Annotated in this window: 22 protein-coding genes and 1 tRNA gene; 2 read left to right on the top strand and 21 right to left on the bottom strand. The window is 68.4% G+C overall.

Annotation, left to right across the window (positions count from 1 at the left end; all coding sequences use genetic code 11):
• Positions 1-22 precede the first annotated feature (22 nt).
• Positions 23-763, top strand: coding sequence for a DUF554 domain-containing protein (locus E0H75_RS16425; protein WP_131514414.1), 741 nt, complete (start codon positions 23-25; stop codon positions 761-763).
• A gap of 41 nt (positions 764-804) precedes the next feature.
• Here E0H75_RS16425 and E0H75_RS16430 read toward each other — a convergent pair whose 3' ends face one another.
• The 16 genes from E0H75_RS16430 to E0H75_RS16505 form a co-directional block, all read right to left on the bottom strand.
• Positions 805-1,521 carry an ABC transporter ATP-binding protein gene (locus E0H75_RS16430; protein WP_131514415.1) on the bottom strand — a complete coding sequence of 239 codons (717 nt, stop codon included), beginning with the start codon at positions 1,519-1,521 and terminating at the stop codon, positions 805-807.
• Entirely contained in the window at positions 1,518-2,474 is a 957-nt protein-coding gene (locus E0H75_RS16435) for an ABC transporter ATP-binding protein (RefSeq protein ID WP_131514416.1), read from the bottom strand. Before E0H75_RS16435 ends, E0H75_RS16430 begins: the two co-directional genes overlap by 4 nt.
• A complete protein-coding gene (locus E0H75_RS16440) occupies positions 2,471-4,183 on the bottom strand; it encodes a branched-chain amino acid ABC transporter permease (protein WP_131514417.1) in 1,713 nt (570 codons plus the stop codon). Before E0H75_RS16440 ends, E0H75_RS16435 begins: the two co-directional genes overlap by 4 nt.
• Positions 4,180-5,496 carry a branched-chain amino acid ABC transporter permease gene (locus E0H75_RS16445; protein WP_238163059.1) on the bottom strand — a complete coding sequence of 439 codons (1,317 nt, stop codon included), beginning with the start codon at positions 5,494-5,496 and terminating at the stop codon, positions 4,180-4,182. The genes E0H75_RS16440 and E0H75_RS16445 overlap by 4 nt, the downstream gene beginning before the upstream one ends.
• Positions 5,497-5,582: 86 nt before the next feature.
• On the bottom strand, positions 5,583-6,824 hold the full coding sequence (locus E0H75_RS16455) for a branched-chain amino acid ABC transporter substrate-binding protein (protein ID WP_238163060.1): 1,242 nt from the start codon (positions 6,822-6,824) through the stop codon (positions 5,583-5,585).
• Positions 6,825-7,003: 179 nt separating this feature from the next.
• Positions 7,004-7,585, bottom strand: a complete 582-nt coding sequence (locus E0H75_RS16460) for an ANTAR domain-containing response regulator (RefSeq protein ID WP_131351947.1) — start codon at positions 7,583-7,585, stop codon at positions 7,004-7,006.
• Between the two features lie 18 nt (positions 7,586-7,603).
• Complete coding sequence (locus E0H75_RS44160; protein WP_238163061.1) at positions 7,604-8,098, bottom strand: hypothetical protein; 495 nt, start codon at positions 8,096-8,098, stop codon at positions 7,604-7,606.
• 76 nt (positions 8,099-8,174) lie between these two features.
• Positions 8,175-8,372 (bottom strand): hypothetical protein, encoded by a 198-nt coding sequence (locus tag E0H75_RS44165; protein WP_238163062.1) that lies wholly within the window; start codon positions 8,370-8,372, stop codon positions 8,175-8,177.
• 34 nt (positions 8,373-8,406) lie between these two features.
• A tRNA-Leu gene (locus E0H75_RS16470) sits at positions 8,407-8,489 on the bottom strand.
• Positions 8,490-8,670: 181 nt separating this feature from the next.
• On the bottom strand, positions 8,671-10,122 hold the full coding sequence (pyk, locus tag E0H75_RS16475) for a pyruvate kinase (protein ID WP_131514418.1): 1,452 nt from the start codon (positions 10,120-10,122) through the stop codon (positions 8,671-8,673).
• Positions 10,123-10,222: 100 nt separating this feature from the next.
• Positions 10,223-11,773: a metallophosphoesterase family protein gene (locus E0H75_RS16480; RefSeq protein WP_238163063.1), complete on the bottom strand. Its 1,551-nt coding sequence runs from the start codon at positions 11,771-11,773 to the stop codon at positions 10,223-10,225.
• A 126-nt stretch (positions 11,774-11,899) separates the two neighbouring features.
• Positions 11,900-13,366 (bottom strand): glutamate synthase subunit beta, encoded by a 1,467-nt coding sequence (locus E0H75_RS16485; protein WP_131514419.1) that lies wholly within the window; start codon positions 13,364-13,366, stop codon positions 11,900-11,902.
• Complete coding sequence (gene gltB, locus E0H75_RS16490; RefSeq protein ID WP_131514420.1) at positions 13,366-17,889, bottom strand: glutamate synthase large subunit; 4,524 nt, start codon at positions 17,887-17,889, stop codon at positions 13,366-13,368. Before gltB ends, E0H75_RS16485 begins: the two co-directional genes overlap by 1 nt.
• Positions 17,890-18,098: 209 nt before the next feature.
• On the bottom strand, positions 18,099-19,304 hold the full coding sequence (locus E0H75_RS16495; RefSeq protein WP_131514421.1) for an MFS transporter: 1,206 nt from the start codon (positions 19,302-19,304) through the stop codon (positions 18,099-18,101).
• On the bottom strand, positions 19,294-19,833 hold the full coding sequence (locus tag E0H75_RS16500) for a winged helix-turn-helix domain-containing protein (RefSeq protein ID WP_131514422.1): 540 nt from the start codon (positions 19,831-19,833) through the stop codon (positions 19,294-19,296). Before E0H75_RS16500 ends, E0H75_RS16495 begins: the two co-directional genes overlap by 11 nt.
• Before the next feature lie 54 nt (positions 19,834-19,887).
• A complete protein-coding gene (locus E0H75_RS16505) occupies positions 19,888-20,649 on the bottom strand; it encodes a protein kinase family protein (protein WP_131514423.1) in 762 nt (253 codons plus the stop codon).
• 55 nt (positions 20,650-20,704) lie between these two features.
• Here E0H75_RS16505 and E0H75_RS16510 point away from each other — a divergent pair, with 55 nt between their 5' ends.
• Entirely contained in the window at positions 20,705-21,754 is a 1,050-nt protein-coding gene (locus tag E0H75_RS16510; protein ID WP_131514424.1) for a 1-aminocyclopropane-1-carboxylate deaminase, read from the top strand.
• Here E0H75_RS16510 and E0H75_RS16515 read toward each other — a convergent pair.
• The 5 genes from E0H75_RS16515 to E0H75_RS16535 all read right to left on the bottom strand — a co-directional run bounded on the left by E0H75_RS16515 (position 21,715) and on the right by E0H75_RS16535 (position 25,349).
• A complete protein-coding gene (locus E0H75_RS16515; protein WP_131514425.1) occupies positions 21,715-22,383 on the bottom strand; it encodes a VIT1/CCC1 transporter family protein in 669 nt (222 codons plus the stop codon). The genes E0H75_RS16510 and E0H75_RS16515 overlap by 40 nt on opposite strands.
• A gap of 49 nt (positions 22,384-22,432) precedes the next feature.
• Positions 22,433-23,416, bottom strand: coding sequence for a prolipoprotein diacylglyceryl transferase (gene lgt / locus E0H75_RS16520; protein ID WP_202873013.1), 984 nt, complete (start codon positions 23,414-23,416; stop codon positions 22,433-22,435).
• Between the two features lie 72 nt (positions 23,417-23,488).
• Complete coding sequence (locus E0H75_RS16525; RefSeq protein WP_131514426.1) at positions 23,489-24,196, bottom strand: DsbA family protein; 708 nt, start codon at positions 24,194-24,196, stop codon at positions 23,489-23,491.
• Positions 24,193-24,696 (bottom strand): MauE/DoxX family redox-associated membrane protein, encoded by a 504-nt coding sequence (locus E0H75_RS16530; RefSeq protein ID WP_131514427.1) that lies wholly within the window; start codon positions 24,694-24,696, stop codon positions 24,193-24,195. Before E0H75_RS16530 ends, E0H75_RS16525 begins: the two co-directional genes overlap by 4 nt.
• Positions 24,693-25,349, bottom strand: a complete 657-nt coding sequence (locus E0H75_RS16535; RefSeq protein ID WP_238163064.1) for an SCO family protein — start codon at positions 25,347-25,349, stop codon at positions 24,693-24,695. The genes E0H75_RS16530 and E0H75_RS16535 overlap by 4 nt, the downstream gene beginning before the upstream one ends.
• Positions 25,350-25,356 lie beyond the last annotated feature (7 nt).

The following is a 25,356-nucleotide window of genomic DNA, read 5'->3' on the forward strand; positions in this document are numbered from 1 at the left end:
GCGAGGTGATCGGAGACCAGGTTTGTTCATCGGAATCGGCACTGCTGTGAACGTCGCGACGGTGCTCGTCGGGTCGGTACTCGGCGTGCTCGTGGGCCACCGGCTCAGTCACCGAACCAGGGATCTGGTCACCGACGCGCTCGGTCTGGTCACGCTGCTGATCGCGGTCAGCAGCGCACTCACGGTGGGCGACGCGGTCCTCAGCGACGCGGTCGGTGACAGCGCACCGATCCTGATCGTGCTGGGCGCGATGCTGATCGGCGGGATCACCGGGTCGCTGCTCCGGATCGAGCTACGACTGGAGGAATTCGGGGCGTGGCTGCAGCACCGGTTCCGCCGTGCTGAGGGCGAGAGCACGTTCGTCGAGGGATTCGTGACGGCCTCGATGGTGTTCTGTGTGGGGCCGCTGACCTTCCTGGGCTCGCTGTCCGACGGACTCGGCCGGGGCGCGGATCAACTGTTCCTGAAGGCGGTACTGGACGGGTTCGCGTCGATCGCGTTCGCCGCGTCCCTCGGCTGGGGTGTGACGGCGTCGGCGCTCGTCGTCCTGGTGGTGCAGGGGTCGATGACCGCGGTCGGCGCCGTATTGGGCGACGTACTCCCCGACGCGCAGGTGACCGCGCTCGGTGCGACTGGTGGCGTGATGCTGATCGGCGTGGCTCTGCGGTTGCTGAAGATCAAGCAGATCGCGGTCGCCGACCTGCTGCCCGCGCTGATCGTCGCTCCCCTGCTGGTGCAACTGCTGGTCGTCATTCGTCGCTGAACCCCCTGGTGGGTGGCACCAGGGGGTTCAGCCGACGAGTGTCAGTCCTCGCCGAGGTAGGCCTTGCGCACCTCGTCGTTGACCAGCAGGTCGCGGCCGGTGCCGGACAAGACGATCTTGCCGACCTCGAGCACGTAGCCGAAATCCGCGCGCTTCAGCGCGGCCTGGGCGTTCTGCTCCACCAGCAGGATCGTCGTACCCTGCGACTGCAGCTCGCTGACCGTCGACATGATCCGCTTCATCATGATCGGCGACAGCCCCATCGACGGCTCGTCCAGCATCAGCAGCTTGGGCCGGCTCATCATCGCCCGGCCCATCGCCAGCATCTGCTGCTCACCACCGGAGAACGTCCCGGCCGGCTGCTTGCGCCGCTCCCCCAGGATCGGGAACAGGTCGTACGCCGAGTCCAGATCGGTGCGTACGCCGGCCGGGTCCTTGCGGGCGAACGCGCCGAGCAGCAGGTTCTCCTCGACCGACAACCGCGGGAAGATCCGCCGCCCTTCCGGCGAGTGGGCCAGACCGCGGGCGACGATGTCGTGCGCCGCCACCTGGTCGATCCGCTCGCCCTGGAACAGAACCTCGCCCGACGTCGGCCGCAGCAGCCCCGAGATCGTCCGCAGCGTGGTGGTCTTGCCGGCGCCGTTGGTGCCGATCAGCGACACCACCTGCCCCTGCTCCACGCTGAAGCTGATCTTCTTCACCGCGACGATCTTGCCGTAGGCAACTTCCAGGTCGCGGACCTCCAGCATCGCGCTCATGAGCGGCCCTCCTCGTCGGCGACGGTCGTGTCCTGGACGTGCGCGTCCTGGACCTCGTCCTCGTCGTCCTCCTCGCCGGTGCCGATGTAGGCCTCGATCACCCGCGGATCGGACTGCACCTCGTGCGGGGTGCCCTCGACCAGCGCCTCGCCGCGGACCAGGCAGAGCACCCGGTCGCAGAGGTTGAAGATGAACCGCATGTCGTGCTCGATCACCACGACCGACAGGCCCGAGTCGCGGATCTTGAAGATCAGGTCGCTGGCCTGCCGCGTCTCCTGCGGGTTCATGCCGGCCGTCGGCTCGTCCAGCAGGATGAGCTTCGGGTCGGTGGCCAGCGCCCGCGCGATCTCGAGCCGGCGCTGGTCGCCGTACGGCATGTTCCGGGCCAGGTGCTCGGTCGACTTGCTGAGACCGACGAAGTCGAGGAGCTCCTGGGCCCGCGCCCTGGTGGCAGCCTCCTCGCGGCGGAACTTCGGCCCGCGCAGGACCGAGGTGAGCGCGCCCGAGCTGGTCCGGCAGTACCGCCCGACCATCACGTTCTCCAGCGCGGTCATGTTCGCGAACAGGCGGATGTTCTGGAACGTCCGGGCCATCCCGGCGCGGACCACCGCCCGCGGCTTGGGTGGCAGCGGGGTGAGCGCACCCAGCGGCTCCACCCGCACGGCCTCCGGGTCGTCCGCCTGCTTCCTGGTCGCCTTCGGCGCCTTCCGCGGTGTGCCGGCGAATCGGACCTGACCGCCGGTCGGCTTGTAGAGGCCGGTCAGGCAGTTGAAGAACGTCGTCTTGCCGGCGCCGTTCGGGCCGATCAGACCGACGATCTCGCCTTCGCGGACCGTCAGGTTGACGTTGTTGACCGCCAGCAGACCACCGAACCGCATGGTCACACCGGATGCCTCCAGCACCGGCTGCCCTCCAGTCCGGGCCGGTTGGCGCTGCGTGTCGGTGACGGTCATTTCGCCTCCTCGACGGCGAGGCGTTCTTCTTCGACCTCTACGGCCAGCGCCTCGTCCTCCTCGTGGAACTCCAGCTGCCGGCGTCTGCTCGCGACCAGGCCCTCCGGCCGGAACCGCATCATCAGCACCAGCAGCAGGCCGAACAGCAGCAGCCGGTACTCCGAGAAGAACCGCAGCTTCTCCGGCAGCAGCTTCAGGATCGTTGCCCCCAGCAACACACCGGCGATGGTGCCCATACCGCCGAGCACGATCGCGGCGAGCAGGAACGCCGACTCCAGGAAGATGTACTGGTCCGGGCTGACCGCACCGTCCTGATGGGCCTTGATCGTGCCGGCCAGACCAGCCAGGAAGGCACCGACCGCGAACGCGAGCAGCTTCAGCCCGAAGGTGCTCACGCCCATCGCCTCGGCCGCCTTCTCGTCCTCCCGGATCGCCACCCAGCCACGGCCGATCCGGCTGTTGTTCAGCCGGGAGAAGACCAGGATGACGAACGCGGTCAGGATCAGCAGCAGGAAGTAGTAGTTCGAGAAACGGCCGAGCTCGATCCCGGCGACCGTGTGCACGTCGCCGAAGTTGAACCCGCCGATCTCCAGGTCCGGGATGCCCGGGACGCCGTTCGGTCCGTTGGTCAGGTTCGGCCCGTTGTTGCCGTCCAGGTTGAACATCGAGAACCGGAAGATCTCACCGAAGCCGAGCGTCACGATGGCCAGGTAGTCACCCGAGACCCGCAGTGTCGGCGTACCGATGATCAGACCCAGGGTCGCCGCGACACCGGCACCGATCAGCATCACGACCAGGAACGGCGGCTTCCACCCGATGGTGGCGAACGCCGAGGTCGACATGGTGGCGGCCACGTAGGCGCCGGATCCGAGGAACGCGATGTACCCGAGGTCCAGCAGACCGGCCAGACCGACCACGATGTTCAGGCCCATCGCGGTCGCCGCGAAGACCAGCACCTGGGTGGCGATCGACATGTTCGCGTCCGACCCGCCCTGGGTGAACGGGAACAGGAACGCCACCAGGAACGCCGACAGCGTGAGCACCTTGCGGTTGCGCTGAGCGACATGGCCGACCCAGCTCAGTGCACCGGTCCGGAACAGTACGGCCGCGACGGCCGCGATGAAGACCAGGCAGAGGATGAACGACCAGGCGTCCTCCAGGCCGAGCGCGTACGCCGCGACGAACAGCACCGCGGCCATCAGCACCGCGATCGAGAGGATCTCGAACCAGGCCGGCAGTCTCGCCTCGCTCATGTCCCGCAACTGCCGCAGCGGCAGCAGCCAGGCACTGACCAGGATCAGCGCGGCACCGGCGAACGAGATGTACCCGCCGGGGTTCACGTTGATCAGGCCGTCGGAGTCGGCCGAGATCGCGACCAGGACCAGCAGCATGTACAGCGTGAGCGTCAAGCCCAGGGCCCGCAGACCGGCGGTGACGTCGAGCCACGCGCCCAGCTTGGTCAGTGGACCCTTCTCGGCCAGCAGCAGGACCAGCGCGATCAGCGCGAGGATGATCGCCAGGATCTGCAGGCCACCCGGATAGAAGTTGATCGACAGGTCGCCGAGGATCTGGCCGTCGTAGCTCCACGACAGGAACGAACCGGCGATGACCAGCACCACCCCGGCCAGGCCCAACGGCCAGGCGAGAGGCTTGCCCTGCGGCTCGGCCGCGGTCTCCGGCTCCGCCGGAGGCGTCTTCACATCGGTCATGCCCGGTCCACCACCCTCGCGCCGAGCAGGCCCTGCGGCCTGAACACCAGTACCAGAATCAGGATCACGAAGGCCCAGACGTCCTTCCAGGTGCTACCGCCGAACTGGCCCGGGATGTACTGCGTCGCCATCGCCTCGACGACACCGAGCACCAGACCACCGACGACGGCGCCGTAGATGTTGCCGATTCCACCGAGGACCGCGGCGGTGAACGCCTTCAGACCGGCCAGGAAGCCCATCCGGAACTCGATGTTGTTGTTCTGCAGACCCTGCGAGACACCCGCGATGGCCGCGAGTACGGCGCCGAGGGCGAACGCGACCACGATGATCCGGTCCACGTTGATACCCATCAGCCGGGCGGTGTCCGGGTCCTGCGACACGGCCTGCATGCCGCGGCCGAGCCGGGTCCGGTTGATGAAGAACCACAGCAGGATGGCGCAGATCGCCAGCGCCGCCATGGTGAAGATCGCCGACCGCTGGATGGTCACGCCGCCGATGTCGATCGCCGTACCGGTGACCACATCGATCTGGGGGAACGGGATGCGCTGCTTCGCGCTCGGCCAGGTGATGCTGGTGATGAGCTTCTCGAAGAGCACCCAGCCCACGACCGCGGCGACGGCCGCAGTGGCCGCGGCCGCTGCGATCGCCTGGATGCCGATCGCGGTGCGTGCGTTCCGCTGGGTGGCCAGACCGGCCAGCCAGCCGATCCCCGTACCGACGGCGGCGCCGACGATGACGACGCCCAGCGCCAGCAGGACGCTCACGTCGCTGTCGACCAGCCGGACCACCACCCAGGTCCCGACGGCGCCGAGCACGGCGCCGATCAGCGGGGCACGGTCGTACCACTTGCTCACCGGGTGGTTCAGGTCCGCCTTCGACACGAGCGCGCCGACGTAGTACCCGATGCCCACTGCCAGGCCGGCGAAGGCGAACAACGTCCAGCCCGGGCGTTCGTAGAACAGCCGGACGAACTCCTGCAGGAAGACCGAGATGCCGATCGCGGTGATCAGCGGTGCGAGTCGTGGCGCGTTCCGCAGGGGACGGTACGCGACACGTTCCATCGCCACGGCCGTGCCGACCGAGGCGATCATCGCGCCGATGATCATGATCGGCAGGATCCAGACGCTGGTATCGCCGTCGAAGAACAGCAAGTACGTGGTCAGTGCGCCGAACGCACCGATCATGAAGACCTCGCCGTGGGCGAAGTTGATCAGCTGCACGATGCCGTAGACGACGGTGTACCCGACTGCGATCAGGGCGTACAGCGACCCGAGTGTCAGCCCGTTCACGAGCTGCTGGAAGAACTGGTCCACGTCGACCTCCCATCTGCCTCAGTTATGACATGCCACGGGGGTGGGAGGATCGCTCCCACCCCCGAGGCATCAGGTCGACTCGAAAACTACTTGGCCACGAAGTCCTTGGTCTCGACGGTGGCCCACTTGCCGCTGGCAACCTTGTAGACGGTCAGCACCTTGGAGGTGGTGTCGCCGTACTGGTCGAAGGCGACCTTGCCGGTCACGCCGTCGAACGAAACCTTGCTCATGGCATCGACGGTGGCCTGCCGGGCGGACTCGACGTCCTTGGCGTCCTTCAGCGAGGTCTTCAGCGCGTTGATGATCGAGTTGGCCGCGTCGTAGGAGTAGCCGCCGTACGCCGCGTACGGCTCCTTGAAGCCGGACGCGTTGTAGTCGGAGACGAACTTCTTCGCCGACTCCAGCGTGTCGACCGGGGCGCCGACCGAGGTGGCCAGGTCGTTCTCGCTGGTCTTACCGGCCAGCGTGATGAACTTCGGGTCGTAGATGCCGTCGCCGCCCATCAGCGGGACGTTCAGACCGGCGGCCTTCATCTGCTGCGAGAGCGGACCGGCCTGCGGGTACTCACCACCGTAGTAGACCGCCTGCGGACCCGACGGCTTCACCGCGGAGATCACGGCCTGGTAGTTCGAGTCGTCCGGGTTGATGGTCTGGGCCGCGACCACCTGTCCACCGAGCTTCTCGAACTCCTCGGTGAAGGTGCCGACCAAGCCCTGGCCGTAGGCCTTCTTGTCGTGGATGGTGGCGACCTTGGTGATCTTGGCGGTCTCGTACAGGTACCGCGCCGCGAACGGACCCTGGACCGCGTCCGTCGTGCAGGTGCGGAAGTACGACGGGTACGGCCGCTTCGGGTCGGTCTGCCAGTTGGCGCCCTGGGTCAGGCCCGGGCCGGTGTTGGCCGGCGAGACCTGGACGATGTTCTTCGGCGCGAGAACCGGCTGGACCTGCTGGCTGGTGCTGGTGTTCAGCGTGCCGACCACGCCGATCACGTCGGCGTCACCGGCGAGCGCAGTCGCTGCGTTCTTGCCGGTGTCCGGCTTTGCCTCGTCGTCCTTCGCCTCGACCTCGAGCTTCCAGCCCGGGATCGCGTTGCTGTCGTTGGCCTGCTTCACGGCCAGCTCGACGGAGTGCTGGATACCCAGACCCAGGGCCGACAAGTCTCCCGACAGAGGCGCGATCACGCCGATCTTGGCAGTCTTCGTCGCGCCGCCGGAGTCCCCCCCGGAGTCGTCGCCACTGCGTGAACCGCAGGCAGTCAGGGCCAACGACGCAACGATCAGCGACGCGCCGACCCGTACTACGGAACGCTGGTGCACTGTTCCTCCCATGTCTGGATAGTCCGGCAAACCCCGGACTCCCGCGTTTGCCGCGAGCACCCGCAGGTTAGACCTCCGGTGGCTCTCGACGCGATGTCACGGAACGTGTGTTGTGAGGTCGTTACAGCGGTAAGTAGCGTGAGTGAAGGTGAGTGCTGTACGCGCGCTGAACGTCGTACGCGGAGAGTGAGTCAGTCACTACCGCCAGCCTCGTCAACAACCAACTCGGCAACCTGTCGCATGGAAACTCTTTTGTCCATGGCGGTTTTCTGGATCCAGCGGAACGAGTCCGGCTCGGACAACCCGAACTTCGTCTGCAGGATCGACTTGGCCCGGTCGACCAGCTTGCGCGTCTCCAGCCGCTCGGCCAGGTCGGCGACCTCACGCTCCAGCTCAGCCAGTTCGACGTACCGGGAGGCGGCGATCTCGATCGCGGGCAGCAGATCGGCCTTGGAGAACGGTTTCACCAGGTACGCCATGGCGCCGGCGTCGCGGGCCCGCTCGACCAGCTCGCGCTGCGAGAACGCCGTCAGCATCAGCACCGGGGCGATCCGCTCGCCGGCGATCTTCTCCGCCGCGCTCAGTCCGTCCAGCTTCGGCATCTTGACGTCCAGGATGACCAGGTCGGGCCGATGTTCGGTCGCCAGCCGGATCGCTTCCTCCCCGTCCCCCGCCTGCCCGACAACGTCATATCCCTCCTCCGCCAGCATCTCGGCCAGATCCATCCGAATCAAAGCCTCATCCTCAGCGATCACCACACGCTTAGCAGTCACCACCACACCTTATCGACCTCATCCCTTGGCGCCGACGAAGGTGTCGAGCCGTTCGACCCCGGCCTTCCTGCTCACCGCGATCGCATTCCGACGCGGCCGCCGCCACGCGATCCCCAGCAGATCCAGCGCCTCAGTGAGGATTCCCAGGATGTCCTCCGACTCGTTCGAGAACATGTACCGCGGGTAGTAGTACCGCCTGCCGTCAGGCTTGCTCGCCCAGTTCACGAACCGGCATCCGTCGGAGTGGAACAGGCCGCGGAGAAGCTTTTCGGGGTACATGGCAACGATTTCCCGCTGCCACTCCTCGAGCTCGATCTTCCGCAGATGTTTGCGCCCGGGACCATGCTGCGGGAAGAGACAGGGCCAGTGCTTCCAGCGCGCCTCGATCCGGACCGCGCCGCCACCGCCCCGCAAGCACGGGCTCGCAGTCGGCTTGACCCGCCTGATCGTGTCGGCGATCTCCTGGTTCAGCTGGGTATACCGCTGATCGTTGATGATCTGCAGTGTGAACACGCCCCGGCGAGCGCGGGCTATCGATCCGTCACCCAGATACCACCCCAGCAACAGCGCATACGCGGACTCGTCGAGCTCAGCGCCGTCGCAGCGCGGGCACGGCGTCCCCTGAAACCCGGTGCCACGCGGCAGACCCCGCCGCTGGTACAGCCGCCGCCAGCGCCGGATCCTTGATCGCGACACCGTGGATCTCAGCGTTGACCCGATCGGGGACGCCCTCGTCGGACATCCGCAACGCGGAGTCCACCGTCTCCTGCGACCTGAAGTGAGGCATGCCACATACTCACGCCGTCCACCGACAAAATTTGTGCCGGGTGTGGGATTCGAACCCACACGCCCTTGCGAGCAATGGATTTTGAGTCCATCGTGTCTGCCATTCCACCAACCCGGCAGGGTATGCAGGAGAACTGTATCGGTTCGGGCCGCGATCGTGCTCATCGACCCGGCCGCCTCGGTCGCACGGTGTGTGGGCCGGGCCGAGGACACGCTCCGTGACGAGGCGGGCGGTCCAGGGACCGCCCGCCTCGATCAGAGCTCTGAAATCTTTGTGTACTTCTTTCGTTGCCCGCCTCTTAGTGCTCGGGGTTTCGGTAGGCGGGGGCTATGCCTTCTATGGCGTCGCCCATGCGGTGTACTCGGAGGGCGTTGGTGGAGCCGGGGATGCTGGGTGGCGAGCCGGCGACGATGACGACGAGGTCGCCTTTCTTGAGCTTGCCTAGTTCGAGGAGGCGCTGGTCGACCTGGCGGACCATTTCGTCGGTGTGGTCGACGGTGGGGACGATGTGCGTCTCGATCCCCCAGACCACGCTCAGCCAGGAGCTGACCGACGGGACCGGCGTGAACGCGAGCAGCGGGACCTCGGTGCGGTAGCGGGCCAGCCGCAGTGCGGTGTCGCCGGACTGGGTGAAGGCGATCAGGTACTTCGCCTCCAGCCGCTCGGCCACGTCCGCCGCGGCCTTGGCGATCACGCCGCCCTTGGTGCGCGGCTCCCACTCGATCGCCTGCACCCGGCCGAGTCCGTGGTCCTCGGTGGACTCGACGATGCGAGCCATCGTCTTGACGGTCTCGATCGGGAACCGGCCGACGCTGGTCTCACCGGACAGCATCACCGCGTCGGCACCGTCGAGTACGGCGTTCGCGACGTCGGACGCCTCGGCCCGGGTCGGCCGCGGCGCGGAGATCATCGACTCCAGCATCTGGGTCGCGACGATCACCGGCTTCGCGTTCAGCCGGGCCTGGTCGATGATCAGCTTCTGGACCAGCGGGACCTCCTCGAGCGGGAGCTCCACGCCGAGGTCGCCGCGGGCCACCATGAACCCGTCGAAGGCCTCGATGATCTCGTCCAGGTTGGCGACCGCCTGCGGCTTCTCGATCTTGGCGACGACCGGGACCCGCAGGCCCTCCTCGTCCATGATCTTGTGCACCAGCTGGATGTCGGACGCGTCCCGCACGAACGACAGCGCGATCATGTCGGCCGGCAGGTGCAGCGCCCAGCGCAGGTCCTCGGCGTCCTTCTCCGACATCGCCGGCACGCTGACCGCGACACCCGGCAGGTTGATGCCCTTGTGGTTCGACACCGGCCCGCCGACGGTGACCCGGCAGACCACGTCGGTCTCGGTCACCTCCTCGGCGACCAGCGCGATCCGGCCGTCGTCGATGAGCAGCTGGTCGCCCGGACTGACGTCACCCGGCAGACCGTCGTACGTCGTACCGCAGATGGTCACGTCGCCCGGGACCTCACGGGTGGTGATGGTGAAGCGCTCGCCGTAGGTCAAGGTCACCTTGCCCTCGGCGAACTCGGCCAGCCGGATCTTCGGGCCCTGCAGATCGACCAGGATGCCGACGTTCTTCCCGGTCTCCGCAGCGGCGGTTCTGATCCGCTGATAGATGCGCTCATGCTCGGCATGGGCCCCGTGGCTCAGGTTGAGCCTGGCGACATCCATACCGGCTTGGACGAGTTCAAGGATGCGCTCGGGGGCGGCAGTAGCCGGGCCGAGCGTACAAACGATCTTTGCGCGACGCACGTCACAAAACCCTACTCCTACAAGACCACTGGCCCGCTGGTCCGCCCCCCTTACCAGGCGGTCAACACCTCGTGACAGCTCGAGTCGAGAGCCTGAATCGTCAAGAAGGCAAGGGGCTGTAGGCACCTACCCCGACGTCGCCGTCGATCTGGGCGGTGACCGTCTGCAGGCCGATCGGCTTGCCGTCGGCGTACGTGATCAGGGTGACCTCACCGGGCCGCCGCAGCGTGTACCCGAGGGCGAACGCGTACGCCGCTCCCCCGGTCGTGCCGTTCGTGTACGTCGTCACCGGCCGGCCGTCGACCACCGTGTGCTCGGGCCCGACCTGGCGATGCAGGTGGCCCGACAGCAGCAACGTCGCGCAACCCCGGGCGGCGGTGTCGGCGAACGACGACGGATCGTGCACCACCATCGTGGAGATCCGCCTGTCGTCGGGCTGGTCGCAGGCGATGTCCGCGAGCCGCTCGGACTGCTCGGCGGTCGTCTCGTCGCCCGGGGCGTCCGCGGAACCCAGCCCGGTCTTCGTCGGGTCGCTGTCGCCGAGGAAGCGGATGCCCTCGACCTCGACCGGCTTGCTGTCGAGCACGGTGAAGCCGTTCTTGCGCATCGAGTCCTCGATGTGCCCGCCGGCGTCGTGGTTGCCGGCCACGGCGACGACCTTCAGGTCCTTGAAGTGCTGGCGCAGCGAGTTGATGCTGAACACCTCCCAGGACTGTCCCGAGGACGAGTCGTCGCCCGCGTCGATCAGCAGCTCGGCGCCGGCCACCTTCCCCACCTCGGCCGCGAACCGGTCGATGCCGATGTTGTCGTGCCGGTCCGACACGAGCAGCGCGACCGTCTCCCCCTCGCTCGCCTGGTGGATCCGGCCGCCGACCCGGCTGACCCGCTCCTCCAGCCGGCCGTAGAACTCGGTGGATCGCTCGTAGGTCTCGACCGCGGTACGAATCACGCCCACTCCGCCGGTGGTGGAGAACCCGGCCGCGACCTCGACACCCTTCAACCGCTCGTCCAGCGCCAACTCCGGCAGCAGTTTGGCCAGCGGCCGCCACTCGGTCGGAATCACGTCCGCGGTCCGCATCTGGCCCGGCCCGAAGATCGACGCGATCGTGATCAGCATCGCCACGAGTACGACGATCGCCCGGTGCTCGACCCGGCGTTCGTGCGAATGGACCAGCTCCCACAGCTCGCGGCGGCGGCGCCGGCCGAGCATGGTCCAGATGGTCGCGACCACCACCACGACCAGCAGGCCGGTGCCGGCGCCCGCGACCGCGTTGTCGACGGCCATCTGCTGGACGACCTGCTGGATCTTCGCGATTTCACCGTCGGGCTGGGAGGCGATCAGGGCGTCGCGGTTGAGGAGTTCGGTGAGGTTGTCGGCGTCGGTCTCCTGGATGTCGATGTTGATCCCGATGCCGCCGGGCGTGTCGGCCGGCAGCCGCAGCCGCGGCAGAACAGCGCCGAGGTCGAGCGTGGCGTACCCGTCGAACGTGGGTGAGACGGTAGCCGCGTGCGCACCGATGGTGACGCGTTCGGAGTCGTTGACGAAGCCGAGCAGCCCGACGGTGACGGAGGTGACGAGGAAGAGCAGGGTGAGCGAGGCCCACGGCGCGATCGCGCGGAGCCGGGCTCTGGTCAGCAGGCGGCTAGCCACGAATCCAACCTATTGGGCTGGTCAAGTCATCGCATCTCGAACCGGGTGGCCGTTGCCGGCCGTTCACACAGGTGCGGGCTGCACGCAACGTTTTGTTGCCTGCAGCCCGCATTTCATGTCCGGGGGTCAGACCGCGAGTGGGCGGGCTGTCGGCGGGATCGGGGTGGGCAGGGTCGACGAGCCGGTGAGCAGCGTGTCCACGCCGTTCGCGCAGGAGCGGCCCTCGGCGATGGCCCACACGATCAGCGACTGGCCGCGGCCGGCGTCGCCACAGGCGAAAACGCCCTCGACCGAGGTCTGGTAGCTCTTGTCCCGCTTCACGTTGCCGCGCTCGTCGAGCTCGACCCCGAGCTGCTCGAGGAAGCCCTCCCGCTCCGGCCCGAGGAAGCCCATCGCGAGCAGCACCAGCTGCGTCGGGATGGTCCGCTCGGTGCCCTCGACCGGGACGAACCGGCCGTCCTTGAACTCGACCTCGACCAGGTTCAGCCCGGACACGTTGCCCTCGGCATCGGCCTCGAAGTTGACGGTCGAGACCGAGTAGACCCGGTCGCCGCCCTCCTCGTGGGCCGAGGCGACCCGGTAGATCATCGGGTACGTCGGCCACGGCTGGCCGGTCGGGCGGTCGTCGGACGGCCGCGGCATGATCTCCAGCTGGGTCACCGAGCGGGCGCCCTGCCGGTGCGCGGTGCCGAGGCAGTCCGCACCGGTGTCACCGCCACCGATGATCACCACGTCCTTGCCGGTGGCAACGATCTGGTCGTCCACCGTCCGGCCGAGCGAGGCCCGGTTCGACTGCGGCAGGTACTCCATCGCCTGGTGGATGCCGCCGTACCCGCGGCCGGGCACCGGGAGGTCGCGGGCCGCGGTGGCACCGGTCGCGATCACGACGGCGTCATACCGCTGCTTGAGCTGGGTGCCGGTCACGTCCACGCCGACGTTGACACCGGAGCGGAAGACCGTGCCCTCCTCCTTCATCTGCTGGATCCGGCGGTCGACCTGGAGCTTCTCCATCTTGAACTCGGGGATGCCGTACCGCAGCAGGCCGCCGGGCGCGTCGGCCCGCTCGTACACCGCGACGGTGTGGCCGGCCCGGGTCAGCTGCTGGGCGGCGGCCAGGCCGGCCGGGCCGGAGCCGACGACCGCGATCGTCTTGCCGGTCAGCCATTCCGGCGGCTGCGGCTTGACGTCACCGCTCTCCCAGGCCTTGTCGATGATGGCGACCTCGACGTTCTTGATCGTCACCGGCTCCTGGTTGATGCCGAGCACGCACGCGGGCTCGCACGGTGCCGGGCAGAGCCGGCCGGTGAACTCCGGGAAGTTGTTGGTCGCGTGCAGCCGCTCGATCGCACCGGACCAGTCGTCCCGCCAGACCAGGTCGTTCCACTCCGGGATCAGGTTGCCCAGCGGGCACCCGCTGTGGCAGAACGGGATCCCGCAGTCCATGCAACGGCCGGCCTGCTTGGTGATGATCGGCAGCAGCGCCTTGCCCGGCCCACCGGGGTAGACCTCTTTCCAGTCCTGCACCCGTTCGCCCACCGGCCGCCGGTCGGCGACCTCGCGCGGGGTGGTCAGGAAGCCCTTCGGGTCAGCCATCAGATGGCCTCCATCATCGCTCGCGTGGTGGCATCCTCGTCCAGCCCGTCCCGCTCGGCGGCCGCCTTGGCCGCCAGCACCCGGGCGTAGTCGCGGGGCATCACCGTGGTGAACCTGACCTCGGCCGCGGCCCAGTCGGCGAGCAGCTTGGCCGCCCGTTCCGATCCGGTCTCCTCGTGGTGCCGGCGGACCAGGTCCTGCAACAGTCCGGACTCGTCCTCGGTGAGCGGGAGCAGGTCCACCAGCTCCGGGTTCACCAGGGCGCGGTCCAGATCGAGCACGTGAGCCACGCCGCCCGACATGCCCGCCGCGAAGTTCCGGCCGACGGCGCCCAGTACGACGACGCGCCCACCGGTCATGTACTCGCAGGCGTGGTCGCCGACCGCCTCGACGACCGCGGTGGCGCCGGAGTTCCGGACACAGAACCGTTGCCCGACGCCACCACTGATGAACAGTTCGCCGGACGTCGCGCCGTACGCGATGACGTTGCCGGCGATGATCTGGTCGGCGGCGTCGAACCGCGCGACCCGGTCCGGCCGGATCACCACCCGGCCACCGGACAGGCCCTTGCCGACGTAGTCGTTGGCGTCACCCTCGAGCCGCAGCGTGACACCGCTCGGGACGAAGGCGGCGAACGAGTTGCCGGCCGACCCGGTGAAGGTCAGGTCGATGGTGCCGTCGGCCAGGCCGGCCGCGCGGTACCGCTTGGTGATCTCGTGGCCGAGCATCGTGCCGACGGTCCGGTTGACGTTGCGGATCGGCAGCTGCGCCCGGACCGGCTCGCCGCTGTCGAGCGCCGGCTGGCAGATCCGGATCAGCTCGTTGTCGAGCGCCTTGTCCAGGCCGTGGTCCTGCTCGACGACCTGGTGCCGGGACGCGCCCTCGGGCAGCGCCGGCACATGCAGGATCGGCGACAGATCCAGGCCGTCGGCCTTCCAGTGGTCGACCGCGCGGTGGATGTCCAGAACCTCGGCGTGGCCGATCGCCTCGTCCAGGGACCGGAAACCCAACTGGGCCAGGTATTCCCGGACCTCCTCGGCGATGAACTCGAAGAAGTTCACCACGAACTCGGGCTTGCCGGAGAACCGTTCGCGCAGTACCGGGTTCTGCGTCGCGACGCCCACCGGGCAGGTGTCGAGGTGGCAGACCCGCATCATGATGCAGCCCGACACCACCAGCGGCGCGGTGGCGAAGCCGTACTCCTCGGCGCCGAGGAGCGCCGCGACGACCACGTCCCGCCCGGTCTTCAACTGCCCATCGGTCTGTACGACGATCCGGTCGCGCAACCCGTTGAGCAGCAGGGTCTGCTGGGTCTCGGCCAGGCCGAGCTCCCACGGACCGCCCGCATGCTTCAGCGACGTCAGCGGAGCCGCACCCGTGCCGCCGTCGTGACCGGAGATCAGTACGACGTCCGCGTGCGCCTTGCTGACACCCGCGGCGATCGTGCCGACGCCGACCTCGGAGACCAGCTTCACGTGAATGCGCGCTGCGGGGTTGGCGTTCTTCAGGTCGTGGATCAGCTGGGCCAGATCCTCGATCGAGTAGATGTCGTGGTGCGGCGGCGGCGAGATCAGGCCGACGCCCGGCGTCGAGTGCCGGGTGCTGGCCACCCACGGGTAGACCTTGTTGCCGGGCAGCTGACCGCCCTCGCCCGGCTTGGCCCCCTGCGCCATCTTGATCTGGATGTCGTCGGAGTTCGTCAGGTACTCCGCGGTCACGCCGAACCGGCCGGACGCGACCTGCTTGATCGAGCTCCGCCGGGACGGGTCGTGCAGGCGGTCGGAGTCCTCGCCGCCCTCACCGGTGTTCGACTTGCCGCCGAGCTGATTCATCGCGATCGCGAGCGTGGTGTGCGCCTCGGCGCTGATCGAGCCGTAGCTCATCGCACCGGTGGAGAACCGCTTGACGATCGCGCTGACCGGCTCGACCTCCTCGACCGGGATCGGCTCGCGGTCGGAGTTGAACCCGAACAGGCCGCGCAAGGTCATCAGCCGCTCGGACTGCTCGTCCACACGGGCCGTGTACTGCTTGAAGATGTCGTAGCGCCCGGTCCGGGTGCTGTGCTGCAGCCGGAACACTGTGTCCGGGTCGAACAGGTGCGGCTCACCCTCACGCCGCCACTGGTACTCGCCGCCGATCTCCAGCTTGCGGTGCGCCGGCAGGATGCCGTCGGCTGGGTACGCGCGCAGGTGTCGCCGGAGTACCTCCTCGGCGATCGTGTCCAGGCCGACGCCGCCGAGCTTGGACGACGTACCGGTGAAGTAGGTGTCGACCAGGTCGGGCGCGAGGCCGTTGGCCTCGAAGATCTGGGCACCCGTGTACGACGCCACCGTGCTGACGCCCATCTTCGACATGACCTTGAGGACGCCCTTGCCGAGGGACTTCACCACGTTGCGCACGGCCTGCTCGGGCTCGACGCCCGGCAGGTAGGTGCCGCGGCGGCAGAGGTCCTCGACCGACTCCAGCGCGAGGTACGGGTTGATGGCGGCAGCGCCGTACCCCATCAGCAGGGCCACGTGGTGGACCTCGCGGACGTCGCCGGCCTCGACCACGAGGCCGACCTGCGTACGGGTCTTCTCCCGGACCAGGTGGTGGTGGACCGCGGCGGTCAGCAGCAGCGACGGGATCGGCGCGCTGTCCGCGTTCGAATGGCGGTCGGACAGCACCAGAATGCGGGCGCCGTCCTTGATCGCGGCGTCGGCCTCGGCGCAGATCTCCTCGAGCCGCGCCTTCAGCGCGTCTCCCCCGCCTTCGACGTCGAACACGCCGCGCAGGACCGTCGTGGCCAGGCCTGGCATGTCGCCGTCGAGGTTGATGTGGCGAAGCTTGGCCAGCTCGTCGTTCGTGATCACCGGGAACGGGATCACGACCTGCCGGCAGGACGCCGGGCTCGGGCTGAGCAGGTTCGCCTCCGGGCCGAGCGACGACGACAGCGAGGTGACGAGCTCCTCGCGGATCGCGTCCAGCGGTGGGTTGGTGACCTGCGCGAACAGTTGCGCGAAGTAGTCGAACAGCAGCCGCGGCCGGTCGCTCAGGACCGCGATCGGCGTGTCGGTGCCCATCGAGCCGATCGGCTCCGCAGCGGCCCTGGCCATCGGGGTGAGGATGACCCGCAGTTCCTCCTCCGTGTACCCGAACACCTGCTGGCGACGGGTCACCGACGCGTGGCTGTGCACGACGTGCTCACGCTCGTGCAGGTCCTCGAACCGGATCAGGCCGGCGTGCAGCCATTCGTCGTACGGGTGCTCGGTGGCGAGCGCGTTCTTCACCTCGGAGTCGGTGATGATCCGGTGCGCCTCGACGTCGACCAGGAAGATCCGGCCCGGCTCGAGCCGGCCCTTCTCGGTGACGGTGGCCGGGTCGATGTCGAGTACGCCGGCCTCGGACGCCAGGACGACGAGTCCGTCCTCGGTGACCCAGTAGCGGGAGGGACGCAGGCCGTTGCGGTCCAGCACCGCGCCGACCTTGCTGCCGTCGGAGAAGACCACCGACGCCGGGCCGTCCCACGGCTCCATCAGCGTCGAGTGGAACTCGTAGAACGCCCGCCGCGCCGGGTCCATCGTGGTCGCGTTCTCCCACGCCTCCGGGATCATCATCAAGATGGCGTGCGGCAGCGACCGGCCGCCCAGGTGCAGCAGCTCGAGCACCTCGTCGAACGACGCCGAGTCCGAGGCGGACGGCGTACAGATCGGGTAGAGCTGCTCGAGGTCGCCGGGGATCAGGTCGCTGGCGAGCAGGGCCTCGCGAGCCCGCATCCAGTTGCGGTTGCCCTGGACGGTGTTGATCTCGCCGTTGTGCGCGATGTAGCGGTACGGGTGGGCCAGCGGCCAGGACGGGAACGTGTTCGTCGAGAACCGTGAGTGCACGACGCCGATCGCGGAGGCGAGGTCGGGGTCGGTCAGCTCGGGGAAGAACTTGTCCAGCTGGTCGGTGGTCAGCATCCCCTTGTAGGTGATGGTCCGGCCGGACAGCGACGGGAAGTAGGTCTCGGTCTCCTTCTCGGCCCGCTTCCGCAACCGGAACGCCATCCGCTCCAGCGCCAGTCCGAGCACCCGGCCGGCCCGCGCGGCCACGAACAGCTGCTTGAACGTCGGCATCACCGAGCGAGCGGTGGCACCCAGCAGGTCCGGGGAGGTCGGCACGTCGCGCCAGCCCAGGACGGTCAGCTTCTCCTCGGCGGCGAGCTCCTCGATCCGCGCGATCGCCTTCGCGGCGTCGTCGGCATCGGTCGGGAGGAACGCGATTCCGGTGGCGTAGCTGCGCGGTACCGGCAGCTCGAAGTCGCACACCTTGCGATAGAAGGTGTCAGGGATCTGGAGCAGGATGCCGGCACCGTCGCCGGAGTCCGGTTCGGCACCGGAGGCGCCACGGTGCTCGAGGTTGCGCAGGGCGGTCAAGGCCTTGGCCACGATGTCGTGGCTGGGTTCACCGGTCAGGGTGGCGACGAAGGCGACACCACAAGCGTCGTGCTCGTGGGCTCCGTCGTACAGTCCCTCGCTCGGGAAGGGGGCGCGACCAAACATTCAGGGGCTCCCGTCGTCCTACGGTCAACAACTGGCCGCGGGACAACATTGGCCCAAGCCGGGTGTCCCGAGACTACCTCATGACGCCCGACAGATGGACAGCCGTTCCACCGTCACCACGCCCTACTAACCCACAGTAAGCAAGTGCTCACTCCTAGCCCCAATCTTCCCAGTAAGCCCTGCTCAGAACCACCCACGGCACCGGAGATTCATCTGCCCCGAACGGCCGGTCCTGATGTCGTCGCGGCGGCGCCTGCTGCGATCAGGCAGACAGCCCCACAGCCGAGGAAGATCGCGCCGGCTCCCCACGCAGCGGCAGCCAAGCCGGTCAAGGGGTAAAGCAGCGGGCTCAGGCCGACCGTCGCGACTGCCGTCACCGAGCTCACCCGGCCGAGATAGCGGGCGTCGGTCCGGCGTTGCAGCAACGCGTTGGCGACTCCCATCGAGACGCCGCTGATCGCCCCGAGCGCTGCCGCCACCACGACGACCGCCACCGCCGCGGACACCTGGCCGACGGCCGCAACCAGCACAGCGGTCAGCAGCAGCGACGTCGCCAGTGTCACGTCGGCCCGAGGGATCCGGCGCGCGAGCGTCAGCAGTACGCCGGCCACAGCTCCCCCGATACTGAACACACTCAACGCCCAGCCCAGCACCCCGGCACTCCAGTTCCGCTCGCCGACGAGCAGGACGAGGCCGATCCCCACTGGTCCGCTGAAGCACAGCTCGCTCAACCCGATCACCACGACCAGTCTGCTCAGGTGCTTGTTGCGACGCAGATAACTCAGCCCGGCACGTACTCCGTCGTCGGCCGGATCCCCTTGCGCAACAAGCGGTTTGACCCGTACGCCGATCAGCAGCACCACCGACAGCCCGAACAGCGACCCGGCCACTGCGAACCCACCTGCCGCCCCACTCGCCGTGAGGACGACCGCGGCGATCAGCGGTCCGGCCGCGTTGCTGATCCGCACGGCCAGCGTCCGCAGCCCCTGGACCCGCGCGAGTTCCTCCGGCTCGGCAATCCTCGGCGGCAGCGCCCCGACAGCCGGCATGAACAGAGCGTCGACCACGCCGAACACCAGCGCCAGACCGAAGAGCAGCCAGAGCCGCGTGCCGGCCGCGAACACCGCAACGGCCACCGACAGCACGAGCAGGCAGCGGACGAGGTCACTGGCGATCACGATGCGCCGTGGTCCGAACCTGTCCGCGACGACACCGCCGACCAGCATCAGCACGGCCCGCGGCACAGCTCCGACCGCGAGCACCGCACCGACCTCAGCAGCACCGGCGCTTCGGGTGACCGCCCAGGCCAGCACCAGGAAGTAGACGACGTCGCCAGCCACCGACGCCGTGTAGCCACCCGCCCATCGCAGTACGTTCGGGTCGCGGTAGGCGGCCTTGGGCGTACTAAGCGCCATTGGCAGGCTCCTGCACCGGGAAGGCCTGCAGCTGCACGGAGATCGGTGTTCCGTCGTCGGAGCGGTGCCGGTCGAGCACAGCCTTCAGCTCACGCTTGACCTCCTCCAGCCCGGCCGGTTTCAGCCGCAGCGTGTAGTCACTGAACGTCGAGGCGGCCAGCCACTCGTCGGAGAGCAGGGCGACGTCGTCGGCGACCCGGCGCAGTTGATCGCTGTAGGCGAGCACCGCGGCCCGTACGTAGGCCCGATCGTCCTCCGCACCGGACGGATGGTGCACCGACACGGCCGTGCGCGCCCGCCACCAGCGGTCCCGCCGGTTGCCGCGCTCGACGTCCTCCTCGATCAGACCGCCCTCGCCCAGCCGCCGGAGGTGGTAGCTGGCCGCACCCGAGTCGATGGCGTACTGCGCCGCGAGCTGCCGCGCCGTCGCCGGGCCGTGCTGGCGCAGATGCCGGAGCAGCGTGAGCCTCATCGGGTGCGCCAGCACGCGCAAGGTGGCGGCGTCGAGCCGCAGTTCCTGGTCGGTCACACCATCCAGGATAAATGCAGAAGAGTTCTTCGCAAAGACTTCTTCTGCTTTTGGCTACCGTGCTGACAGCCAGGCGGCGTGGAAGGCGGCGTACGACGGGAAGCGGGTGGTGGTGGCTTCCTGGAGGACGGCGTACTGGGCCGGTGGAGGGTCGGACAGGAAGACGAGGGCGGTGCGGGCCATGACGTAGGCCGTCGTGCGGGTGTCGATGGGGGCGTCCAGGGAGAGCTGTTCTGGGGCCATGAACCGGGTGGAGCCGAACATGCGGCCCATGTGATTGCGGTGCGGACCGCGGCGGTAGGTGTCGAGGTCCATCACCGTGAGTCGGCGGGTCGGGAAGTCGTACAGCATGGCGCTGTCGTAGAAATCGCCCTCCACCCAGTCGGCCGCGTCGAGATCGGCGTGCAGGTCGTAGAGCGTGTCGAGCGCGGTCAGGATCTCGTCGACGGGCAGGGCGCGGAATCGTTCATGCGCTGCCGAGCGGATGCCGAGCAGTTCGCCGTCGCGCCAGTCGTAGACGAGCAGGGGGCCGCCCGGCGACTCGATCACCGCGTGCAGCGTCGGCAGGGCGGGGTGTACGACGGACTCCGCGAGCGCGACGGCGTTCCGCAGTAGGGCGACGCGGCCGCCGAAGCCCAGGTACGGGTCGGTGTTCGCAGGGTCGCCCGCGGTCTTGACGAAGTACCGGGCGGCACCGGTCTGTACGCCGTACGAGACGTTGCCGGAATCCTGGGTGTCGGCGCCGAAGCGGGCGAAGATGGTGCCGAGGTGGTCGAGGTAGATGGACGGCTGGACATCGATCTCGCCGGGGAACATCTGGCCGACCCTAGTCACGGCGGCGGCGCCGGGCGATCGAGTTTCGGGAGGAACCATGGCACTGTCCGATTTCCCACGGTATCCGCTGCTGTTCGGGCCGAGCCCGGTGCATCCGCTCGACCGGCTGAGCACGTACCTCGGTGGGGCCCGGATCTGGGCGAAGCGGGAGGACTGCAACTCGGGACTCGCGTACGGCGGGAACAAGACGCGGAAGCTCGAGTACCTGCTGCCCGACGCGCTCGCGCAGGGTGCGGACACGCTGGTGTCGATCGGTGGATATCAGTCGAACCACACCCGGCAGGTGGCGGCGGTCGCGGCGAAGGCCGGCCTGAAAGCCGTGCTGGTGCAGGAGAACTGGGTCGACTGGCCGGACGCGCTGAACGACCGGGTCGGCAACATCCTGCTGAGCCGGATCATGGGTGCCGAGGTCCGCCTCGACCCGGCCGGCTTCGGGATCGGCTTCAAGGACAGCTGGAAGGAAGCCCTCGCCGACGTCGAGGCCCGCGGAGGTACGCCGTACGCCATCCCCGCGGGTGCCTCGGACCACCCACTCGGCGGGCTCGGGTTCGCGGGCTGGGCCGGCGAGGTCGCACAGCAGGAGCTGCAACTCGGCGTGTTCTTCGACACGATCATCGTCTGCGCGGTCACCGGGTCGACGCAGGCCGGGATGATCGCCGGCTTCGCCGGGCAGGACCGGCCGCGGCGGGTGATCGGGATCGACGCGAGCGCGAAGCTGCAGGAGACCCACGACCAGGTCGCGCGGATCGCGCGGGCGACCGCCGAACTGATCCAGCTCGGCCGGGAGCTCCGCGACGACGAGATCACCGTGCTCGAGGGCTGGGCCGGTGACCTGTACGGCATCCCCGTGCAGTCGACGCTCCACGCGATCCGCCTGACCGGGCAGCTCGAAGGGATGATCATCGACCCGGTCTACGAGGGCAAGTCGATGGCGGGCCTGATCGACCTGATCCGCGAGGGTGAGATCAGCAAGGGCTCGAACGTCCTCTACGCCCACCTAGGCGGCCAGCCTGCCCTGAACGCCTACAGCGGGCTGTTCACGCATACTCAGCCGATGCCGGGTCCTACCAGCGTTCCGACGAAGTAGGTGAGGGCTGCAGCCAGGCCGCCGAGGAGCAGTTGGCGGAGGCCGGAGTACCACCACGACCTACTCGTGACGCGGGAGACGACAGCGCCACAGACGAAGAGCGCGGTGAGCGACATGATCAGTGCCGGTACGACGCTGCCGGCGCCGAGGAGGTACGGCAGGAGCGGGATGAACGCGCCGACCGCGAAGCAGACGAACGAGGACGCGGCCGCGACCACCGGGTTCGGCAGGTCGTGCGGGTCGATGCCGAGCTCCTCGCGGACGTGCTCCTCGAGGGCCTGGTCGGGGTCGGTGTGGAACTGCTTGGCGACCTTGCTGGCCAGGTCCGGGTCGAGGCCCTTGGCGCGATAGGTCTCGGCGAGCTCGATTTCCTCGTCGACCGGGTGGCGCTGGATCTCCTTGCGCTCCACCTCGATCTCGGCCCGGGCCAGCTCGCGCTGCGAGGCGACGGAGGTGTACTCCCCGGCCGCCATCGAGAACGCGCCCGCGGCAAGGCCCGCCAGCCCGGCCAGGACGATCACGTTCGAGCCGGACTCGGTCCCGCCGTCCATGCCGGCGATCAGGGCGAAGTTCGACACCAGGCCGTCCATCGCCCCGAACACCGCCGGCCGCAGCCAGCCACCGTTCACATCACGATGAGTGTGATCTCCGTGATGCTCGGCAGAATCCTCAGGTATGTCAGTCACGAGACCCGTCGGGATCGGAACCGTTGGTGCTGTTCGCCTCGACCTTGGGCTCAGCGTCTACCTTCGGATCGTCGTCAGGGCCGGTCTCGGTCTCGGGCGTCGCCTCGTCCTCGGTGGGCCGGCCGGCGGCGGGACCGCCGGAGATGTCCTCCTGGCCGGGCTGGAGCCGAGCGCTGACGATGAAGTAGACGACGGCGATGACGAACAGGATCAACGACGTCCACACGTTCAGCCGCAGGCCGAGGAAGTGGTTGACGGTGTCGATCCGCAGGTTCTCGACCCAGGCGCGACCGGCGGTGTAGCCGGCCACGTAGAGGGCGAACGCGCGGCCGTGGCCGAGCTTGAAGCGGCGGTCGACCAGGATCACCAGCGCCACCACACCGAGGTTCCAGATCGCTTCGTACAGGAACGTCGGGTGAAAGGTGGCGAAGTTCTGGTACCCCTCCGGCCGGTGCTCGGGCGAGATCTCCAGGCCCCACGGCTTGTCGGTCGGCTTGCCGAACAGTTCCTGGTTGAAGTAGTTCCCGAACCGGCCGAGGACCTGCGCCAGCGCGATCCCGGGCGCCATCGCGTCCGCGACCGCCAGGAACGGCACCTTGGCCCGCCGGCAGGCGATCCAGGCGCCGAGTGCGCCGAACCCGACCGCACCCCAGATGCCGAGCCCGCCGTGCCAGATCTTCAGCGCGTCGATCGGGTGCCGGCCCTCGCCGAAGTACAGCTCGGCGTCGGTGATGACGTGGTAGATCCGGGCCCCGACCAAACCGAACGGGATGGCCCAGAACATGATGTCGGCCAGCACGGTGGGCGAGCCGCCGCGGGCGACCCAGCGCCGGCGGCCGAGCCAGTAGCCGATGAAGATGCCGGCCAGGATGCACAGCGCGTACGCGCGGATCGGCAGGTCGAAGACGTGCCAGACACCCTGGCTCGGGCTGGGGATGAACGCCGGAACCATCACGGCGGGAATCAGACTAGACATGGCAAGTGGGAACGCTACTCGACCCGTCCCACCGCGACCAGAAACTCATGGTCACGATGGGGACTCGGTGCGTCAGCTCGCGATCGCGTCCACGGCCTTCTGCAGGCCTTCCGCGGTCAGTTGGTCGGCGTCGAGTTGCTTGTCGTTGACGTAGACGGTCGGCGTACCGGTCACGCCGCGGTCGTCCGACGCCTTGGAGACGGTGTCGAGCCAGCCGGCGTACGTGTTGTCCTGCACTGCCTGCTGGAACTTCGCGTCGCCGATGCCGAGCTGTTTGCCCAGCTCCATCAGCTGGTCGGTGGTCCAGGACTTGCTGAAGTCGCCGTACATCTCGTCGGCGAAGCTGAGTGCCTTGCCGTTCGCGGCCGCGGCGGCGAAGGCGTTGGCCAGCCGCGGCGAGGCGTCCGGGTTGACGAAGCCGAGCGGCCAGTAGGTCAGGGTGGCGGTGCCGTCCTGGACCAGCTTGTCGACGGTCGCGCCGGTCGCCTCCTCGAACTCCGCGCAGTGCGGGCAGCGGAAGTCGAGGTACAGGTCGATGTGCGCCTTCGCGCCGGCCTGGCCGACGGTGACACCTTTGCCGGCCTGGCCGGGGCCGGTGATCACGGTCGGCTCGGGCCGCCCGTTCGCGCTCACCTCGATCTTGGAGTGGCCGCGCCAGTACTGCACGCCGACGCCGGCCCCGAGGGCCAGCACCAGCACGATCACCACGATGATCCCGGGCGAGATCCGCCGCTTGGTCTGCTGCACCAGCGGATTCACGGGGGCTTTGGTCTTGCTCACGACGCGGTGGCTCCTGTCCGGGCGGACGATTCGGTGGATGGGTCGGTCTCGAGGGCGTACTTACTCACAGGGTTCAGCCACAGCCAGGCCGCGAGCAGCAGCAGGCCGACGTCCCGCAGGATCTCCTGCAGGTACTTCGTCTGGCTAGGGGCGATCTGTCCACCGCCGCCGAAGCAGCCGCAGTCGATCGCGAGGCCGCGCACCCAGGCGGACGAAACCGCGACGATGAACACGATCATGAAAACACCTGCGGCCACGGCCGCGGCGCGGACACCGAAACCGACGATCAACAGCAACCCGATCGCGATCTCCAGGAACGGCAGCCCCCAGCCGACCGGCGAGACCAGCCCGCTCGGCAGGATCTCGTACGCCCGGACCGCCTGCGCCGCGGTCTCCGGGTCGGTCACCTTCAGCGCACCCGCCACCAGCATCACCACGCCCAGCACGAGCCGTGCCGCCAGGGAGACCCAGGGGAACCACGGCTGTCGCCACTTGCTCACTGGTTGTCCTCCACCAGCTTCCCGAAGTCATGCGCCAGGTCGCCGATGGCGGCGTTCGACAACCAGAGCACGTTCGCCTTGTCGTTCTTGCCGAAGCCGATCACCTGGGCACCGTGCCCGACCTCGTACCCGCCGGAGGGAAGCTTCTGCATCCCCTCCACCGCTACGCCGACGGCCTGTGCGATGTCCTTGATCGAAGTCAGCGAACCGGACAGCCCGACGAACGACGGGTCGAACCGGTCCAGGTACTTACGGATCACCGGGCCGGTGTCGCGGGCCGGGTCGGTGGTGATGAACAGCAACTGGACCTGGTCGCGCACCGACTGGTCCAGCTTGGTCAGCGCGGACGCCACGTCGGCCATCACCGTCGGGCAGACGTCCGGGCAGTTCGTGTAGCCGAAGAACACCAGCGTGACCGGCTTCTTCGTCGAGGTGACCAGGTTGAACGGATTGCCACCCGTGTCGGTCAGGGTTTTCGCCGGCATCGCGTACGGCCGGTCCAGACTCGCCCCGCGCAGACCGTTCGGGTTCTGGGTGGTGCGGATGACCGCTCCACCGGGGTTGTCCGCCTCTTGTTTGCCGCCGCTGCAGCCCGCGAGGGCCAGCAGAGCCACCGCGGTCAGCAGGAGTGCCGCGTTCCTGGTTCGACTCACGGCGGTT

It is taken from the genome of Kribbella capetownensis, from assembly GCF_004331485.1.
GTDB lineage: Bacteria > Actinomycetota > Actinomycetes > Propionibacteriales > Kribbellaceae > Kribbella > Kribbella capetownensis.

Coding starts and splice junctions, on each gene's coding strand:
- E0H75_RS16430 (WP_131514415.1), bottom strand. CDS start 1,521: ATGAGCGCGATGCTGGAGGTCCGCGACCTGGAAGTTGCCTACGGCAAG.
- E0H75_RS16435 (WP_131514416.1), bottom strand. CDS start 2,474: ATGACCGTCACCGACACGCAGCGCCAACCGGCCCGGACTGGAGGGCAG.
- E0H75_RS16440 (WP_131514417.1), bottom strand. CDS start 4,183: ATGACCGATGTGAAGACGCCTCCGGCGGAGCCGGAGACCGCGGCCGAG.
- E0H75_RS16455 (WP_238163060.1), bottom strand. CDS start 6,824: ATGGGAGGAACAGTGCACCAGCGTTCCGTAGTACGGGTCGGCGCGTCG.
- E0H75_RS44165 (WP_238163062.1), bottom strand. CDS start 8,372: ATGCCTCACTTCAGGTCGCAGGAGACGGTGGACTCCGCGTTGCGGATG.
- E0H75_RS16485 (WP_131514419.1), bottom strand. CDS start 13,366: ATGGCTGACCCGAAGGGCTTCCTGACCACCCCGCGCGAGGTCGCCGAC.
- gltB (WP_131514420.1), bottom strand. CDS start 17,889: ATGTTTGGTCGCGCCCCCTTCCCGAGCGAGGGACTGTACGACGGAGCC.
- E0H75_RS16495 (WP_131514421.1), bottom strand. CDS start 19,304: ATGGCGCTTAGTACGCCCAAGGCCGCCTACCGCGACCCGAACGTACTG.
- E0H75_RS16505 (WP_131514423.1), bottom strand. CDS start 20,649: ATGTTCCCCGGCGAGATCGATGTCCAGCCGTCCATCTACCTCGACCAC.
- E0H75_RS16510 (WP_131514424.1), top strand. CDS start 20,705: ATGGCACTGTCCGATTTCCCACGGTATCCGCTGCTGTTCGGGCCGAGC.
- lgt (WP_202873013.1), bottom strand. CDS start 23,416: ATGTCTAGTCTGATTCCCGCCGTGATGGTTCCGGCGTTCATCCCCAGC.